17 protein-coding genes are annotated in these 15,417 nt (G+C 65.5%); 12 read left to right on the forward strand and 5 right to left on the reverse strand.

The window, feature by feature from the left end; translation table 11 throughout:
* Window position 1 precedes the first annotated feature (1 nt).
* From KUW17_RS12245 to KUW17_RS12260, 4 genes are all read left to right on the forward strand, one after another.
* A complete protein-coding gene (locus tag KUW17_RS12245) occupies window positions 2-1,048 on the forward strand; it encodes an MBL fold metallo-hydrolase (RefSeq protein ID WP_222479422.1) in 1,047 nt (348 codons plus the stop codon).
* A 28-nt stretch (window positions 1,049-1,076) separates the two neighbouring features.
* Window positions 1,077-1,529, forward strand: a complete 453-nt coding sequence (locus KUW17_RS12250; protein ID WP_222479425.1) for a DUF6173 family protein — start codon at window positions 1,077-1,079, stop codon at window positions 1,527-1,529.
* A gap of 172 nt (window positions 1,530-1,701) precedes the next feature.
* Window positions 1,702-1,836, forward strand: coding sequence for an aa3-type cytochrome c oxidase subunit IV (locus KUW17_RS12255; protein WP_222479427.1), 135 nt, complete (start codon window positions 1,702-1,704; stop codon window positions 1,834-1,836).
* 16 nt (window positions 1,837-1,852) lie between these two features.
* The gene (locus KUW17_RS12260; protein WP_222479428.1) at window positions 1,853-2,470 is read left to right on the forward strand and encodes a hypothetical protein; all 618 of its coding nucleotides are present in this window, start codon (window positions 1,853-1,855) and stop codon (window positions 2,468-2,470) included.
* 180 nt (window positions 2,471-2,650) lie between these two features.
* Here KUW17_RS12260 and KUW17_RS12265 read toward each other — a convergent pair whose 3' ends face one another.
* Both KUW17_RS12265 and KUW17_RS12270 read right to left on the reverse strand, forming a co-directional pair.
* Complete coding sequence (locus KUW17_RS12265) at window positions 2,651-2,980, reverse strand: AzlD domain-containing protein (protein ID WP_222479430.1); 330 nt, start codon at window positions 2,978-2,980, stop codon at window positions 2,651-2,653.
* Window positions 2,977-3,705: an AzlC family ABC transporter permease gene (locus KUW17_RS12270; RefSeq protein WP_222479432.1), complete on the reverse strand. Its 729-nt coding sequence runs from the start codon at window positions 3,703-3,705 to the stop codon at window positions 2,977-2,979. The genes KUW17_RS12265 and KUW17_RS12270 overlap by 4 nt, the downstream gene beginning before the upstream one ends.
* 64 nt (window positions 3,706-3,769) lie before the next feature.
* On the opposite strand from KUW17_RS12270, the gene KUW17_RS12275 reads away from it, so the two are divergent.
* Genes KUW17_RS12275 through glp form a run of 4 tightly spaced genes read left to right on the forward strand, consistent with a single transcriptional unit; the run spans window position 3,770 to window position 7,934 of the window.
* On the forward strand, window positions 3,770-4,645 hold the full coding sequence (locus KUW17_RS12275; RefSeq protein ID WP_261397190.1) for a formate dehydrogenase accessory sulfurtransferase FdhD: 876 nt from the start codon (window positions 3,770-3,772) through the stop codon (window positions 4,643-4,645).
* 27 nt (window positions 4,646-4,672) lie between these two features.
* A complete protein-coding gene (mobA, locus tag KUW17_RS12280; RefSeq protein ID WP_222479436.1) occupies window positions 4,673-5,317 on the forward strand; it encodes a molybdenum cofactor guanylyltransferase MobA in 645 nt (214 codons plus the stop codon).
* Complete coding sequence (gene mobB / locus KUW17_RS12285) at window positions 5,314-5,805, forward strand: molybdopterin-guanine dinucleotide biosynthesis protein B (protein ID WP_222479438.1); 492 nt, start codon at window positions 5,314-5,316, stop codon at window positions 5,803-5,805. The genes mobA and mobB overlap by 4 nt, the downstream gene beginning before the upstream one ends.
* The gene (gene glp, locus KUW17_RS12290; RefSeq protein ID WP_222479440.1) at window positions 5,802-7,934 is read left to right on the forward strand and encodes a gephyrin-like molybdotransferase Glp; all 2,133 of its coding nucleotides are present in this window, start codon (window positions 5,802-5,804) and stop codon (window positions 7,932-7,934) included. The genes mobB and glp overlap by 4 nt, the downstream gene beginning before the upstream one ends.
* A gap of 176 nt (window positions 7,935-8,110) precedes the next feature.
* On the opposite strand, the gene KUW17_RS12295 is transcribed toward glp, so the two are convergent.
* The 3 genes from KUW17_RS12295 to KUW17_RS12305 all read right to left on the reverse strand — a co-directional run bounded on the left by KUW17_RS12295 (window position 8,111) and on the right by KUW17_RS12305 (window position 10,261).
* On the reverse strand, window positions 8,111-9,145 hold the full coding sequence (locus KUW17_RS12295; protein WP_222479442.1) for a hypothetical protein: 1,035 nt from the start codon (window positions 9,143-9,145) through the stop codon (window positions 8,111-8,113).
* Window positions 9,146-9,164: 19 nt separating this feature from the next.
* Entirely contained in the window at window positions 9,165-9,635 is a 471-nt protein-coding gene (greA, locus tag KUW17_RS12300; RefSeq protein WP_222479444.1) for a transcription elongation factor GreA, read from the reverse strand.
* A gap of 245 nt (window positions 9,636-9,880) precedes the next feature.
* On the reverse strand, window positions 9,881-10,261 hold the full coding sequence (locus KUW17_RS12305) for a VOC family protein (RefSeq protein WP_222479446.1): 381 nt from the start codon (window positions 10,259-10,261) through the stop codon (window positions 9,881-9,883).
* Window positions 10,262-10,359: 98 nt separating this feature from the next.
* On the opposite strand from KUW17_RS12305, the gene soxR reads away from it, so the two are divergent.
* The 4 genes from soxR to KUW17_RS12325 all read left to right on the forward strand — a co-directional run bounded on the left by soxR (window position 10,360) and on the right by KUW17_RS12325 (window position 15,317).
* Complete coding sequence (gene soxR, locus KUW17_RS12310; protein ID WP_174146155.1) at window positions 10,360-10,839, forward strand: redox-sensitive transcriptional activator SoxR; 480 nt, start codon at window positions 10,360-10,362, stop codon at window positions 10,837-10,839.
* Between the two features lie 168 nt (window positions 10,840-11,007).
* Window positions 11,008-12,657, forward strand: coding sequence for an electron transfer flavoprotein-ubiquinone oxidoreductase (locus KUW17_RS12315; protein ID WP_222479448.1), 1,650 nt, complete (start codon window positions 11,008-11,010; stop codon window positions 12,655-12,657).
* 136 nt (window positions 12,658-12,793) lie between these two features.
* Complete coding sequence (locus tag KUW17_RS12320; RefSeq protein ID WP_222479450.1) at window positions 12,794-14,506, forward strand: tetratricopeptide repeat protein; 1,713 nt, start codon at window positions 12,794-12,796, stop codon at window positions 14,504-14,506.
* The gene (locus tag KUW17_RS12325) at window positions 14,496-15,317 is read left to right on the forward strand and encodes a 4-(cytidine 5'-diphospho)-2-C-methyl-D-erythritol kinase (protein ID WP_222479452.1); all 822 of its coding nucleotides are present in this window, start codon (window positions 14,496-14,498) and stop codon (window positions 15,315-15,317) included. Before KUW17_RS12320 ends, KUW17_RS12325 begins: the two co-directional genes overlap by 11 nt.
* Window positions 15,318-15,417: the final 100 nt, after the last annotated feature.

Below are 15,417 nucleotides of genomic sequence, written 5' to 3' on the forward strand. Positions count from 1 at the left end.
CGTGACCGACATCCCCGACGTCTCCCCCCGCACCCCGTGGGAAGAACCGCCCGCGCAGGGCGAGGCGATTGAGGTGGCCGAGGGCGTCCTCTGGATGCGCCAGCCGCTGCCGATGAAGCTCGATCATGTGAACATCTATGCGCTGGACGAGGGCGACGGCTGGACGGTGATCGACACCGGCTTCAACTCGCGCAAGAGCCGCGGGATCTGGGAGAGCCTGATGGCCGGCCCGCTGCAGGGCAAGCCGGTTACGCGGGTGGTAGGCACCCACCATCATCCCGATCACATCGGCCTTGCCGGCTGGTTTCAGAGCGAACACGGCGCCGAGCTGGTCACCACGCGCACCGCCTGGCTGTTTGCCCGTATGCTGACGCTGGACGTGCAGGAGGTGTGGCCGGAAGAAACCCTGGCCTACTACCGCAGCGCCGGCATGGCGCCGGAGGTCTATGGCAAGCGCGTCAAGGACCGGCCCTTCAATTTTGCCGACACCGTGCATCCGATGCCGCTGGGCTTCACCCGTATCAAGCAGGGCGACGTGATCCGCATGGGCGGGCGCGACTGGGATGTGCACACCGGCAACGGCCACGCGCCAGAGCACGCAACGTTCTGGAGCCGGGATGACAATCTGGTGATCACCGGCGATCAGATCCTGTCGACCATCAGCCCCAACATCGGCGTCTACGCGACCGAGCCGATGGCCGACCCGCTGGGCGAATGGCTGGAAAGCTGCGAGCGGCTGTCGAAACTGGCGCGCCCGGATCATCTTGCCCTGGGCGGCCACAAGCTGCCGTTTTCACGCCTTCCGCTCAGGATGCAGCAGCTGATCGGCAACCACCACGGCGCGCTGGAGCGGCTGATGGATCACCTGTCCGAGCCCCGCACTGCCGCCGATTGCTTTGCGCCCCTGTTCAAGCGCACAATCGGCGAGGGCGAGTACGGGCTTGCACTGGTCGAGGCGGTGGCCCATGTAAATCATCTGTACCATACTGGCCAGGTGGACCGCTGGAAGCGCAACGACGGCGCCTGGCTGTATCAGAACAAGGGGTGATGCGCACCCCGCAGGAAGGGGAAGCACCATGGGCGACGAGATTTCCACCAGCGCCGAGGCGGCAGAGGCGGCGGTGCTGCCCTGCGTGCATGAAGTCCACTCCGATCCCGATGCCTGCGCAGGCCTCAGCAAGGTGCCGGAGAAGCTGCAGAAACCGGATGCCGCCAAAAGCCCGGCCCGCTGGGCCTACGAACGGCTGATCCTCTATATCCAGAACTTCGAACAGCAGCTGGACGCCGAACACGAGGTCGCGATGGGTTTTACCGGCGGCAATACCGGTGTGCTCAGGATCGAGGGGATGGGGTATTTCGACCCTGATGTCATCACTTTCTACGGCAGCGAACCAAACGGCTCCCGCACCCAGCTGGTGCAGCACGTGAGCCAGCTCAATGTGATGCTGCGCGCGGTGCCGAAAGCGCGCGAGGAAGCGCCTGCCAACCGCATCGGCTTCCGCCTGGCCTCTGACCTGCAGCAGGACTGACCCGCAGCGGGCCGCGCGATTCGCCGCACGGGCAGCCGCCGCGGAAAACCGGCCGGTTTTCCGCGGTTTTCCAGGGGCATTTCACCCGGATGCGCCCGAATGACGTGGTGACAGGGCGCGGCAAATCCGGTAATCACCGTGAAAATGCACGTGAATTCGAGGGATAACTCACATGGCTGAACATCAGCACGGCACCATGGACACCACCGTTCAGGAAAAGACCTACTCCAGCTTCCTGACCTTTGTGACCCGCTTCTGCATTGCGATGGTCTTCCTGGCGCTGTTCCTGGCCGTTTTCGCTTCCTGAAATTAAGGACGCCTTGATGCGCAATCTGCTCTGCTTCGGCGCGGTGATGCTGGCGCTTGCGGGTTGCGCCGCACCGCAGCAGCCCAACGCTGATGCCGAAACCCTGGCCAAGGTGGCCTACCGCCACCCCGGCCCGCCCGCGCTCACCCTGTATACGATGATCAACAACCGCACCGGGCGGGGCGGCCACACATCGCTCATGATCAATGCCTCCGAGCGGGTGATTTTCGATCCGGCCGGGTCTTTTTATGCTTCCGTTGTGCCGGAACGAGACGACGTTATTCACGGCATTACACCGGCTGTAGAAAAGGCCTACCGCGGGGCGCATGCACGCAGCACTTATCACGTTGTCGTGCAGCGTATCGAGGTTGCTCCGGAACAGGCGGAGAAAGCCTATCAGCTGGCGATAAACAATGGCCGGGTTCCCGGCGCTTTCTGTGCCCAGGCGACAATTGGCATCCTGCAGCAGGTTCCGGGGTTCGAAAGCCTGGACCGCACCTTTTATCCTGAGAAGCTGGCAGAACAGTTTGGTCAGCTTCCTGGCGTGGTGACCGAACGCTATTACGAAAACGACAGCGCAGATTTGCAGGCGGGTATCACCAAGAGCGATGCTGCGCTGAACGAGGCTGAGTAACCCTTCCCCTGTTGCAAGCGCGGGCCACGCTGCGCACGGCTGGGATTTTCTGAGAAGGCCTTGAAGGGCAGGTTTGCCCTCAAGGCCGTTACCAAGTCTACCGCATTCCCCGCCGCCTCAAGGGCAAGCCGCGCTTATGGGCGCGGACGCTTGCGCGTCCCTTGACCCGTCAGGCAGCGCTCAGGCAGCGAGATACAAAAGCAGTAGGCTCAGCCCGCCGGTCCCAAGGCCGATCAGCACGTTGCGGGTCAGATAACCCGCGGCAAAGGTCGCGGCGGCGGCGGCAAAATGCATCAGGCTTGGGTCGCCGCCTGTCGGGGCAGGCCAGACCACCAGCGGCGCCACCAGGGCCGGGATGATTGCCACGGCGGTATAGCGCAGATGCCGCATCAGCCACTCGGGGATTGGCTTTCCGCCCATGAAACCGATGAAGGCAAACCGCAAGCCATAGCTGCCAAGCGCCAGCCCGATGATCACGGTCCACAAGACGGGTGTGGGGATACTGCTCATTTTGCGCCCTCCGCCTTGGCCTTTTGCCGTTCCAGCCACAGTTCGGCCTGAGCGCCCGCGACCATGCCGGCAATACCCGCCACAATCAGCCCCAGGTTATAGGGCAGGGCTGCCGCGGGCAGCGAGGCGGCCACCGCGACAAAACACGCTGCGACATGCGCAGGTGTGCGCAGCATCGGCCCGATCATTGCCAGAAACGCCAGCGGCAGCACGAAATCCACCCCCCAGCTCTCCGGGATCCGGGTGCCGACCAGCGCCCCCAGAGCAGTTGCAATCACCCAGGCCGGGGTGATCAGCCCGTTGGTGCCAAAGAAATACGCGACCCGCTGCGGCAGTGGCATTTCCGGCTCTGTCTCGAACTGCACGACCGACAGCGCATAGGACTGATCGACGATGAAATAGGCGGCAATCGCCCTTTGCCACATTGGTGCATCGCCGAGGTATGGCGTCAGCGAAGCCGAATACATCGCCATCCGCAGATTCACCGCCAGCGCCGAAATCAAGATGATGATCAGCGGCGCGTTTTCCTGCATCAGCTGCAACGCGGTGAACTGGGCGGCGCCGGCAAAGACCGTCAGCGAGAAGGCAAAGGCCTCCGGCACGATCAGCCCGGCCTCTGCCGCCAGCACCCCGAACAGAAAGCCGAAGGGCGAAGCCATGAACAGGAAAGGCGCGCTGTCGCGAAACCCCTTCCAGAAGGCCGATTTGGTGGTGGTGATTGCCATCTGCGCGTCCTAGATTGCGTTGAACCGCCCTACGGCGGACGCAGAAGGAATGCAATTGGTGAGTATGGATATCACGTCAGAATATCTGATCGCCCCCGGTGTCTCCGACCCGCGGCTCACGCGCGCAGTCACCGGTGTCGACCAGAATGGCGAGCAAAGCGAGATCGCTGTGGTCGAGGAACGCCCGCTGACCATCTTCCTGAACTCGCAGGAAATTGTCACCGCGATGACCATCGGCGATTACCCGGAATACCTGGCGCTCGGTTTCCTGCGCAATCAGCGTATGCTGCGCGACGAGGATGAGGTGACCCGCGTCGATTATGACGAGGACCTGGAAACAGTGGTGGTGCGCACCGCGGTGGAAACCAGCCACGAGGAGAAGCTGAAGAAGAAGACCCGCACCTCCGGCTGCGCGGTCGGCACCGTCTTCGGCGACATGATGGAAGGGCTGGAGGACGTGCGCCTGCCGCGGGCCGAGGTCCGCACCTCCTGGCTTTACGCGCTGGCGCATAAGATCAACCGCACGCCTTCGCTCTATCTGGAGGCCGGCGCCATCCATGGCACGGTGCTGTGCCAGCAGGACCGCCCGCTGGTCTATATGGAGGACGTCGGCCGCCACAACGCGGTGGACAAAATCGCCGGCTGGATGCTGTCGGAGCAAGCCGAGGCCGCGGACAAAATCCTCTACACCACAGGTCGGCTGACCTCTGAGATGGTGATCAAGACCGCGATGATGGGCATCCCGGTGCTGGCCTCTCGCTCGGGCTTCACAGCCTGGGGCGTGGAGATTGCGCGCGAGGTTGGCCTCACCCTGATCGGCCGGATGCGCGGCCAGCGGTTTATCTGCCTCTCGGGCGAGGAGCGCCTGGTGCGCGACATGGACCCCAAGGACGCGCCGCTGGAGGAGAAGAAACACAGGCGGAAGAGTGCGGACGGCTAACCGGAGGCCGGCCCTGGAGGAGAATAAATGACAGAACAGAAGCCTTTGGGCGTTATCCTCGCAGGCGGCCTTGCCACCCGGATGGGCGGCGGCGACAAGGGGCGGTTGCTAGTCAGCGGCCAAAGCCTCCTGTCCCGTGTCGTTGACCGGCTGTCGCCGCAGGTCGCGGGCCTGGCGCTCAACGCCAATGGCGATCCGGAGCGGTTTGCCGACCTGGAACTGCCGGTCATTGCCGACTCGATCGAAGGCTTTGCCGGCCCCTTGGCGGGTGTGCTCGCAGGTCTCGATTGGGCGGCAGAGCAGGGGGCCGACACCATCGTCACCGCCGCCGCCGACACGCCCTTCTTCCCGCGGGATCTGGTCGCCCGGCTCACCGCTGCTGCAGAGGGCATGGATCAACCGCTGGTGCTCGCCACCACCCCGCGCACCGGCGACGAGGCGCTGAAATCCGGCGGCGGCAAGCGCATCAACCGGCACCCGGCCTTCGGCCTCTGGCCCGTCGCCCTGCGCGATGACCTGCGCGCGGCGTTGCAGGACGGATTGCGCAAGGTCGTGCTCTGGACCGACCAGCACGGCGGCCGCGAAGCGCTGTTTGAGGCAGACCCCTTCGACCCGTTCTTCAACATCAACACGCCGGATGATCTGGCCAAGGCCGAGGCGCTCTTGAAATGAAGATCTACGGCGTCACGGGCTGGAAGAACAACGGCAAGACCGGGCTGATGGAACGGCTGGTGGCGGAGTTCTGCGCCCGCGGATTCTCCGTTTCCACCATAAAGCACGCTCACCACGCCACTGATGTGGACCAGCCCGGCACCGACAGTTACCGCCACCGCCAGGCCGGCGCGTCAGAGGTGGTGCTGGCCTCAGCCGGCCGCGTCGCCATCATGCAGGAACTGCGCGGCGCGGCAGAGCCGCCGCTGGCGGAGCTGCTGGCCCGTCTCAATCCGGTCGATCTGGTGCTGGTGGAGGGCTACAAGCGCGAACCGCATCCCAAGATCGAGGCCTTCCGGCAGGCGGCAGGCACCGAACTGATCGCCCCGCAGGACCCCAGCATCCGGGCCGTTGCCAGCGACACCCGGCTGGAGCTGGACCGCCCGGTGTTCGATCTGAACGACACGGCAGCGATCGCGGATTTCGTCCAGGCGGAATTGGGGCTGTGACCCCCTTTGATACCGTCCTGGCCGTCGACTGGTCCGCGGCCAAGCGCAGGCCCCGGCGCCCCAGCAAGGACGCGATCTGGCTCGGTGTGGCGCGCGGCGGCACCGCGGAGCAGCCGGTTTACTGCCGCAGCCGGATGGAGGCAGAGGCATGGATCAGCAGCTTTCTCGCCACGGAGCAGGCTGCGGGGCGGCGGGTGCTGGCGGCTTTTGATTTCCCCTTCGGATACCCGCGGGGATTTGCGCGCCGGATTACCGGATCGGATGACCCCTTCGCCCTTTGGCAATGGCTGGAAGAACGGATCGAAGACGCAGAGGACGGGAGCAACAACCGGTTCGGCGTCGCCTCCGAAATGAACCGGCAGTTTGTTGGCGCCGGTCCGTTCTGGGGTAAACCGGACCCGGCGCGCTGGCCGGACATTCCCTATCGCAAGTCCGGGATCACCTATGCGGACGTGGCAGAACGGCGCAGCGCGGATCTGGCAGCCAAGGCGGCCTCCTCCTGTTTTCAGCTGTTTTTCAACCCGACGGTTGGCAGCCAGGTCCTGATGGGACTGCCGGTCCTGCAGCGGTTGCGGCTCCGGCACAAGGCCGCTGTCTGGCCTTTCGAAAACATTGCGAAGGCGCAAATTGTGTTCGCGGAAATATGGCCAGGATTGATTGAGCCAGCCGTCAAGGCCGCAATGGCCGTTGCAGGCCGCGAAGAAATACGCGACCGGGTGCAAATGCGGCTGTTGCCGCTGGCGCTCAGCCGCCTGCCGGCAGCGGAGCTGGCCGCAATGCTGGCTGCAGCGCCTGACGAAGCACAAGAGGAGGCCTGGATATTGGGCACGGGGCACGAGGACCGCTTGAATGCACTGGCTGCGGATGAGGCGGGCGGGCTGACGCCGCCGCCGCTCAGCAACGATTGTTTTGCCCTGCCTGCGGGCGTGGACTGGACCCCGGTCGATGACGCGCTAGCGTTGCTCCGGGACAGGCTGGGGCCGGTGACCGGCGCAGAGTCCTTGCCGCTGGCTGATGCGCTGGGCCGGGTTCTGGCAGAGGATGCACTGGCCAAGCGCTCCAACCCGCCGTTGCCGAACACGGCGGTGGACGGCTACGGTTTTGCCGGCGGCCGCGAGGCGGGTCCGCATGTGCTGCCGCTGGTGCAGGGCCGGGCCGCTGCCGGGGTGCCGTTTGACGGCACGGTGCCCGAAGGCCACGCCATCCGGGTCCTGACCGGCGCGGCGCTGCCCGATGGCGTCGACACGGTGATCCTGGAGGAAGACGTCAACACCGACGGCACCCGGATCGCATTCAACGGCCCCTTGAAACACGGCGCCAACACCCGCAAGGCGGGCGAGGATGTCTGCGCAGATGAGGTCATCCTGCCCGCAGGCCGGGTCATCACCCCTGCCGATCTCGCCCTGGCCTCAGCCACCGGGCTGGCAGAGCTTACGGTGCGGCTGCCGCTGCGCGTGGGTGTGCTCTCCACCGGCGACGAGCTGGTCGAAGCCGGGGAACCCGCAGGCAAGGGGCAGATTTTCGATGCCAACCGGCCAATGCTGCTGGCGCTGATCCGCCAGCTGGGATTTGCGCCGGTGGACCTGGGCAAGGCGGAGGACGACCGCGAGGCGCTGCGGGCGCATCTGGATGGCGCTGCGGCGCAAACGGATGTGATCCTGACCTCCGGCGGTGCGTCCGCCGGGGACGAGGACCACATGTCGGCGCTCTTGCGCGAGGCGGGCGCGATGCAGGAATGGCGCATTGCGCTGAAGCCCGGCCGGCCGCTGGCGCTGGGCATGTGGCAGGGCACGCCGGTTTTCGGGTTGCCGGGCAACCCGGTGGCGGCGCTGGTCTGCACACTGATTTTTGCCCGCCCTGCCATGGGGCTGATGGCCGGTGCCGGCTGGCAAGAGCCGCAAGGCTTCGAGGTGCCCGCCGCTTTCGAAAAGCGCAAGAAACCGGGCCGCCGCGAGTACTTGCGGGCGCGGGTGCGGGACGGCCGTGCGGAGGTGTTCAAGTCCGAGGGTTCCGGCCGCATCAGCGGCCTCAGCTGGGCGGAAGGGCTGGTGGAGCTTGGCGACGGTGCCGCTGAGATAAAGCCCGGCGATCCGGTCCGCTTCATTCCTTACGGCAGTTTCGCGATGTAGGCGCAGCGCTCCCGCCCGCGGCCCGGCGCATCACAGATGCTTGCCCGCCTTTGGGCCGGGCGCAGCGCTGGCGCGGGGCGCCGCTCTTTCATCTTTCCAAAAATACTTGCGTCCCGCTGCCCGGCAGGCGGCTTTGCCGCCGATAGGGGAGGCAGCGCCTGAAAGGCGCTTCCTTTCTAGTCGAACGTCCCGGCCACCCGGCCCAGCAGCATGAAGGCGCGGGCGGTGCGGGTGTTGCCAAGCGCCGAAATCTCGCCGTCGGTGGCCTCGGCCTCGAAATCCGCAAACATCTGGTCGAACCGGCGCAGAAAATGGTGCGCCGCATCGCGGAAGATCGGGTCCTGCTTCATCCGCGCCGCGGTCAGCGCCAGAGAGGTGCGGTCGCGCACGCCGCCGAGCGCCGCCACCGCGCGGCCGCGGGCGCCCTGGCCGAACTGGCGCCAGATCTCGGGCCGGGCCATGTCGGGGCGCAGGTCGTCCATGTAGATGCCGTCCTGGCTCAGCAGCGTCAGCACATCCTGCGCCGCCTGAATCACCTGCGCCGCCTTGCGGTCGCGCAGCGCCGCGCGCAGGGCGGCAAAACCTTCCTCGTCCTCGGCGGTTTCCGGGAAGTTCAGCGCCCGGATGAACTGCTCGGCGGGCAGCGGCGGCACGGTGTCCGCCGCCTGGGTGCCCAGCGCCAGCGAGCCCTGCTCGGCAGCGGTCATCTCTGCAGCCTCGGCCGGGATGGCCGGGCGCAGCGGGTTGGCGCGGCGGCTGGTGTGGAAGGTCGCCAGCGCGGTCTCGGTCTTGCGGGTGGCTTCGGCGATTTCCTCCAGCCGCTTCGCGACCGAGGTCTCGGCCACCGCCGCATGCTGCTGGGCCTGGGCAAGGTAGCTCTGGCGCAACCCGTCGATGGCGGCTTGCAGCTGCTCGCTCTCCTCCCGCATCACCCGGGCCGAACGCGCAGCAGAGGCCGCGACCCAAAGCATCGCCAGCGGCAGCACCACCGCCAGCACGCTGGTGATCAGATCCGCCCACTGCGACAGGCCGGTATCTTCCGGCGCAAGGACATAGAAGCCCACCGCCGCCAGCAGCCACAATGCGCCGAGGGCGATGGCGGCCATCTCGGCCCCGCCCAGCCCATTGCCGGCAGGCCCCTCGAGCCGCCGCAGCGGGCTGCCGCCTGCGGGACGGGAACCGGAGCCGGGACTGCTGCTGGAGCCTGTCATCACCACTCGGCCTCTCGGATCAGGAATAGACGATCTTGAGAATCTCATAGGCGCGCTCGCCGCCGGGCGTGCGCACTTCCACACTGTCGCCTTCGTCCTTGCCGATCAAGGCGCGCGCGATCGGGGATTTGATGTTCAGAAGGCCCGCTTCGATGTTGGCCTCATGCTCGCCCACGATCTGCCAGGTCTTTTCCTCGTCGGTGTCCTCGTCCACCACCGTCACCTTGGCGCCGAACTTGATGGCGCCGGACAGCTTGGCCGGGTTGATCACATCGGCCAGAGACAGGATGCCTTCCAGCTCCTTGATGCGGCCCTCGATGAAAGACTGCTTTTCGCGGGCCGAGTGGTATTCGGCGTTTTCCGACAGATCGCCCAGCTCGCGGGCTTCGGCAATCGCCTGGATGATGGCCGGGCGCTCCACGGATTTGAGGTTCTTCAGTTCGCTTTCCAGGGCGGAGAAACCCGCCGGGGTCATCGGGATCTTTTCCATGTGATTGGTCCAGGTCGCTCTATTGTTCTTGTCTCTATGAAAACCGCAGCCCCGCAGCATGAGCCGCGGGGCCTCCGGTCCGGTTGACAATTACCTGACCCAATCCTGCGCCCGATTTCAAGTGGCCGCAGAGGCCCGCCGGACGCAATTCCGCCTAACCGTGCAGATTATGCGGGTTTTCCACAGGTTTGCGCGAAAAAATGCCGTGCGGGGCGGCGGCAGGCGCCGCCGCCGGCCGCAACAGCTCAGTCATATTGCACCGCCTCGTACTCGATGCCGTTCTCATCGTGAAAGTAGAACCGGTGGCCCGGTTCGTAATCGCCGTGGTTCATCGGGGTGAACCCGGCGGCCTTCACCGCAGCCTCTGTGGCGTCCAGATCCTCGACGATCACCGCCAGATGGTTCAGCCCGCCGATGATGCCATAGCTTTCCGGCGCTTGGCCTGCCGCAGTGCGCGGCGTGTAAAGCGCGAGGTAGCTGTTTTCCCCGCCCACATGCACGGTATAGCCGCCGTTCTTGGCCTCGCCCTGCCAGCGCACATGCCAGCCAAAGATCTTCTCCATCCAGGCGGCGGTGCCATTGGGGTCTGCCACGGTGACATTTGCGTGTTCCAATACTGCGCTCATTGAAAAACTCCTTTTCGGCTTGAGCAATCCTGTTGATGCGACTCACCGTAATTCCTAAACCTAACTTTAGCTCAAGAGATTTCTTCAGGGAGGTTGCCATGCCCCAGTCCGCCGGGATTTCCATCGGCTATCTGGCCGAACGCACCGGCCTCGCGGTGTCCGCGATCCGCTACTACGAGGCGCAAGGTTTGGTGGAGCCCTGGCGCAACGCAGGCGGCCAGCGCCGCTTTCACCGGGCCGACATCCGGCGGCTGAGCTTCGTCATGATCGCCCAGCAGTTCGGTTTCTCGCTGCCGGAAATCCGCGGCTTTCTCAAAAGTCTGCCGGGCAGCCGCACCCCGACCAAGGAGGACTGGGCCTGCATTTCGGACACCTTCCGCAGCCACCTGGACCAGCGAATCGAAACCCTGGTCAAACTGCGCGACAATCTGGACGGCTGCATAGGCTGCGGCTGTCTTTCGCTTCCGAATTGCAAACTTTACAACCCCGAAGACCGGGCGGCACAGAAGGGGCAGGGACCCCGATACCTGATGGGAGACCGGCCTGAGACAGAAGCTGAGGCGGAAAATGCTCCTTGAGTGACGAAAATGGACGCACTTTTTGTCTCAGTTGCCTGTTTTACAGGTGTTTGACGCGGAGTTTGGATTGACCCATGGGGGCGCCAAACGCTAAGCACCGCGAAAGAAAATTGCGCCCGCAGACTGTTGTGGGGCCGGTAGCGAATAGAAAGCCAAGGAGCGCCGCAAATGGCCGAGATTGAACGCGAAGCGATGGAATACGACGTGGTGATCGTCGGGGCCGGCCCTGCTGGTCTGTCTGCGGCCATCCGCCTGAAACAGCTGGACGCCGACCTGCAGGTCGTGGTCCTGGAAAAAGGCTCCGAAGTGGGCGCGCACATCCTGTCCGGCGCGGTGCTGGACCCCTGCGGCCTGAACGCGCTGATCCCCGACTGGAAGGAAAAGGGCGCGCCGCTGAACGTCGAGGTCAAGGAAGACAACTTCCTGATGCTGGGCGAGGCCGGCAAGGTCCGCATTCCCAACTTCCCGATGCCGCCGCTGATGAACAACCACGGCAACTACATCGTTTCCATGGGCAACGTCTGCCGCTGGATGGCAGAGCAGGCTGAGGAAATGGGCGTCGAGATCTTCCCGGGCATGGCCTGCTCCGAGCTGGTCTACGGCGACAACGGCGAAGTGAAGGGCGTGGTTGCCGGCGAGTTCGGCAAGAACCCCGACGGCACCCCCGGCCCGGCCTATGAGCCCGGCATGGAGCTGCACGGCAAATACGTCTTCCTGGGCGAAGGCGTGCGCGGCTCGCTCTCCAAGGAAGTGATTGCCAAATACGGCCTGTCGGACGGCAAGGAGCCGCAGAAATACGGCGTCGGCATGAAAGAGATCTGGGAGATCGACCCGGCCAAGCACAAAGAAGGCACTGTCACCCACACCATGGGCTGGCCGCTGGGCTCCAACGCGGGCGGCGGCTCGTTCATCTACCACCTGGACAACAACCAGGTTTACGTGGGTTTCGTGGTGCACCTGAACTACAAGAACCCGCACCTGTTCCCCTACATGGAATTCCAGCGCTTCAAGCATCACCCGGTGGTTGCCGACCTGCTGAAGGGCGGCAAGCGCGTGGCCTACGGCGCCCGTGCCATCACCGAGGGCGGCTGGCAGTCGATGCCGAAGCTGGTGGCGCCGGGCGTTGCGCTGCTGGGCTGCTCCGCGGGCATGGTCAACGTGCCGCGCATCAAGGGTAACCACAACGCGATGCTGTCGGGCAAGGCCGCGGCCGAAGCCGCCTATGACGCGATCAAGGCGGAGCGTTCGGGCGACGAACTGACCGCCTATGAGGCCGACGTGCGCGACGGCGCCATCGGCAAGGACCTCAAGATGGTCCGCAACGTCAAGCCGATGTGGTCCAAGTGGGGTCTCACCGCCTCGCTGGCGCTGGGCGGCCTGGACATGTGGACCAACAACCTGTTCGGCTTCTCCTTCTTCGGCACCCTGGGCCACGGCAAGAACGACGCCCAGTCGACCGAGGAAGCCTCCAAGCACAAGCCCATCGACTACCCCAAGCCCGATGGCGTGCTGTCGTTTGACCGCCTGACCAACGTCAGCTTCTCGATGACCAACCACGAGGAAAGCCAGCCCTGCCACCTGCGCCTGGGCAACCCGGACACCCCGATCCAGGTCAACCTGCCGAAGTTCGCGGAACCGGCGCAGCGCTACTGCCCGGCCGGCGTCTACGAGGTGGTCGAAAAGGACGGCAAGCCGGAGTTCGTGGTCAACTTCCAGAACTGCGTCCACTGCAAGACCTGCGACATCAAGGACCCGTCCCAGAACATCACCTGGACCACGCCGCAGGGCGGCGACGGCCCGAACTACCCGAACATGTAACGGGAACGTTAGGTTTCCGGCGGGCTTTTGCCGGATTTTATGGGGCGGTCCTTGGACCGCCCCATTGCGTGTTGACGGGCGCCGCACTACGCTTTCTTAGAAGAGCAAAGAGCAGTAAACCGTAAGGGGGTTCCCAGTGCCCGTATCCATTCTTCGCACCCTGTCCTGTGCGGCCCTGATGGCCGCCGCCGCACCCGCCGTGCAGGCCGAAGGACTGGCGGGATCCTACTTGGCCGGGCGGGCCGCGACCTACGACAGCGACTTTGCCGCCGCGGCGCTTTATTACACCCAGGCGCTGGCGCGCGATCCGCAGAACCCGCTCCTGATGGAAAACGTGGTGTTTGCGCAGCTCGCCATGGGCAAGGCCGACCTGGCGGTGCCGGTGGCCGAACGGCTGCGCCAGACCGGCGCCCGCAGCCAGGTGGCCAATATCGTCATTGCCGGCGGCTATGCTGCCAAAGGCAACTACCAGGCAATCCTGGACCGGGATCTGGAACAGGAGGCGATTCACCCGCTGGTCGATGGCCTGCTGCAGGGCTGGGCGCATATCGGCGCAGGCTCCGTGTCCAGTGCTCTGACCGCCTTTGACCGGCTCGCCAAGGACGGCAGCCTGAAACCCTTTGTGCTCTACCACCGCGCCTTGGCGCTGGCCTCTGCCGGCGACTACGGCGGGGCAGAGGAGCTGTTTGCAGCCGAGGACGGCCGCCTTGCAACCCTCAGCCGACGCGCCGCGGTTGCGCGGGTGCAGATCCTGTCGCAGCTGGGCCGCAATGAAGACGCCCGCGGCGCGCTCAAGGCCGCCTTCGGCAGCAGTTTCGACCCCGGGCTTGAGGCGCTGGACGCGCAGCTCGCCGCCGGTGAAACCCTGGCCTTTACCATTGCCCCCAGCCCGCAAGACGGCATTGCCGAGGTGTTCTTCACCCTCGGCGCGGCGCTGAACGGCGATACCGCCAACGACTATGTGCTGATGTATGCCCGCATGGCGGCCTCGCTGCGCCCTGACCATGTGGACGCCATCCTGCTCAGCGCGGGCCTGCTGGACCAGCTGGGCCGCTATGAGCTGTCGGTCGCCACCTACAAGCAGGTGCCGAGCCACCACCCGGACTACCACGCCGCCGAAATGGGCCGCGCCGAGGCGCTGCGCCGCGCCGCCAAGCCGGATGCGGCCATCGAGGTGCTGGAGAAGCTGGCCCGCGACTTCCCGGCGCAGTCCAGCGTCTACATCAGCCTCGGCGACCTGCTGCGCCAGCAGGAGGATTACGCCGCCGCGGCCCGCGCCTATGACAAGGCGCTCGCCAATACGCCCGAAGATTCCGGCAGCCGCTGGTTCCTGCTCTACGCCCGCGGAATCTGCCACGAGCGCCTGGACCAGTGGGAGCAGGCCGAGGCCGACTTCCGCGCCTCCCTGGCGCTGGATCCGAACCGGCCGCAGGTGCTGAACTACCTCGGCTATTCTCTGGTCGAGAAGAGCAGCAAGCTGGACGAAGCGCTGGACATGATCGAACGCGCCGTCGCGGCCCGGCCCGACTCCGGCTTCATCGTCGACAGCCTGGGCTGGGTGCTTTACCGCATGGGCCGCTTTGACGAGGCTGTCGCCCATATGGAGCGCGCGGTGGAGCTGATGCCGGTCGACCCGGTGGTCAATGACCACCTTGGCGATGTCTACTGGGCCGTGGGCCGCGCCCGCGAGGCGGAGTTCCAGTGGAAGCGGGCGCTCTCCTTCATCGACCCGGAGGATACCGACGGCGAAGCCGACCCCGAGCGCATCCGCCGCAAGCTGGAAGTGGGCCTCGATGCAGTGCTGGCAGAGGAAGGCGCCCAGCCCCTGAAGGTCGCCAATGGCGGCTGAGGTCTTTGCGCCCGCCAAGATCAACCTGACCCTGCATGTGACTGGCCGCCGCGATGATGGCTACCACCTGCTGGACTCGCTCGTGGTCTTTGCGGATACCGGTGACCGCCTGCAGCTTAAGCCGAGACCGGAACTGTCGCTTGAGGTTTCCGGCCTGTTTGCAGAGGGCGTGCCCGCAGATCGCAGAAATCTGGTCTGGAAGGCCGCTGCCGGCGCGGGCTGGACCGGCCGGATCAGCCTGGACAAGCAATTGCCGCACGGTGCGGGTATCGGCGGCGGATCATCGGATGCCGCCGCAGTCCTGCGCACGCTGGCTGGGCAGGGCGCCAGTATCCCCGAAGCACTGCCCTTGTCGCTGGGCGCCGACGTGCCGGTCTGCATGGCAGCCCGCGCGGCGCGGATGCAGGGCATTGGCGAACAGGTCACTCCGGTGGAATTGCCCCAGCTGCACGCGCTCTTGGTCAATCCGGGCGTGCATGTGCCCACCGGCCCGGTGTTTTCCGCACTCGCCTCGCGCGAGAACCCGCCAATGCCGGACTTCATCCCGTCCTTCAGCTCGGCTGAAGAGTGTGCCGCCTGGCTGGCAGAGCAGCGCAACGACCTGGAGGCCCCGGCCCGGAAGCTCGCCCCCGTTATCGACCGGACCCTCGCGGACCTGCAAAGCTCCCGCCAGTCCTTGCTGGCACGCATGTCCGGCTCGGGCGCCACCTGCTTTGCGCTCTATCCTACGAAAAAGGCGGCCCATATGGCCGCCTATGAAATCGGCGCAGAGCATCCCGAGTGGTGGTGCAGCGCTGTTACCCTGAGCTGACAATCCGCGGCTTGCCGTGGACACGGCCCTCCCGCCTGCGGGCCGGCGCATCACAGATGCTTGCCCGCCGTTGGACCCGGCGCCGCGCTAACGCACGGCG

Origin of the sequence: Leisingera aquaemixtae (genome assembly GCF_019801145.1) — a bacterium.
GTDB lineage: Bacteria > Pseudomonadota > Alphaproteobacteria > Rhodobacterales > Rhodobacteraceae > Leisingera > Leisingera aquaemixtae_A.

What these genes read in the sequence shown, in the direction of transcription:
- KUW17_RS12260 (WP_222479428.1), top strand. Translation starts at nt 1,853, where the DNA reads ATGCGCAATCTGCTCTGCTTCGGCGCGGTGATGCTGGCGCTTGCGGGT.
- greA (WP_222479444.1), bottom strand. Translation starts at nt 9,635, where the DNA reads ATGGAAAAGATCCCGATGACCCCGGCGGGTTTCTCCGCCCTGGAAAGC.
- mobB (WP_222479438.1), top strand. Translation starts at nt 5,314, where the DNA reads ATGAAGATCTACGGCGTCACGGGCTGGAAGAACAACGGCAAGACCGGG.
- KUW17_RS12275 (WP_261397190.1), top strand. Translation starts at nt 3,770, where the DNA reads ATGGATATCACGTCAGAATATCTGATCGCCCCCGGTGTCTCCGACCCG.
- KUW17_RS12250 (WP_222479425.1), top strand. Translation starts at nt 1,077, where the DNA reads ATGGGCGACGAGATTTCCACCAGCGCCGAGGCGGCAGAGGCGGCGGTG.
- soxR (WP_174146155.1), top strand. Translation starts at nt 10,360, where the DNA reads ATGCCCCAGTCCGCCGGGATTTCCATCGGCTATCTGGCCGAACGCACC.
- KUW17_RS12270 (WP_222479432.1), bottom strand. Translation starts at nt 3,705, where the DNA reads ATGGCAATCACCACCACCAAATCGGCCTTCTGGAAGGGGTTTCGCGAC.
- mobA (WP_222479436.1), top strand. Translation starts at nt 4,673, where the DNA reads ATGACAGAACAGAAGCCTTTGGGCGTTATCCTCGCAGGCGGCCTTGCC.
- KUW17_RS12325 (WP_222479452.1), top strand. Translation starts at nt 14,496, where the DNA reads ATGGCGGCTGAGGTCTTTGCGCCCGCCAAGATCAACCTGACCCTGCAT.
- KUW17_RS12295 (WP_222479442.1), bottom strand. Translation starts at nt 9,145, where the DNA reads ATGACAGGCTCCAGCAGCAGTCCCGGCTCCGGTTCCCGTCCCGCAGGC.
- KUW17_RS12265 (WP_222479430.1), bottom strand. Translation starts at nt 2,980, where the DNA reads ATGAGCAGTATCCCCACACCCGTCTTGTGGACCGTGATCATCGGGCTG.
- KUW17_RS12255 (WP_222479427.1), top strand. Translation starts at nt 1,702, where the DNA reads ATGGCTGAACATCAGCACGGCACCATGGACACCACCGTTCAGGAAAAG.
- KUW17_RS12305 (WP_222479446.1), bottom strand. Translation starts at nt 10,261, where the DNA reads ATGAGCGCAGTATTGGAACACGCAAATGTCACCGTGGCAGACCCCAAT.
- KUW17_RS12315 (WP_222479448.1), top strand. Translation starts at nt 11,008, where the DNA reads ATGGCCGAGATTGAACGCGAAGCGATGGAATACGACGTGGTGATCGTC.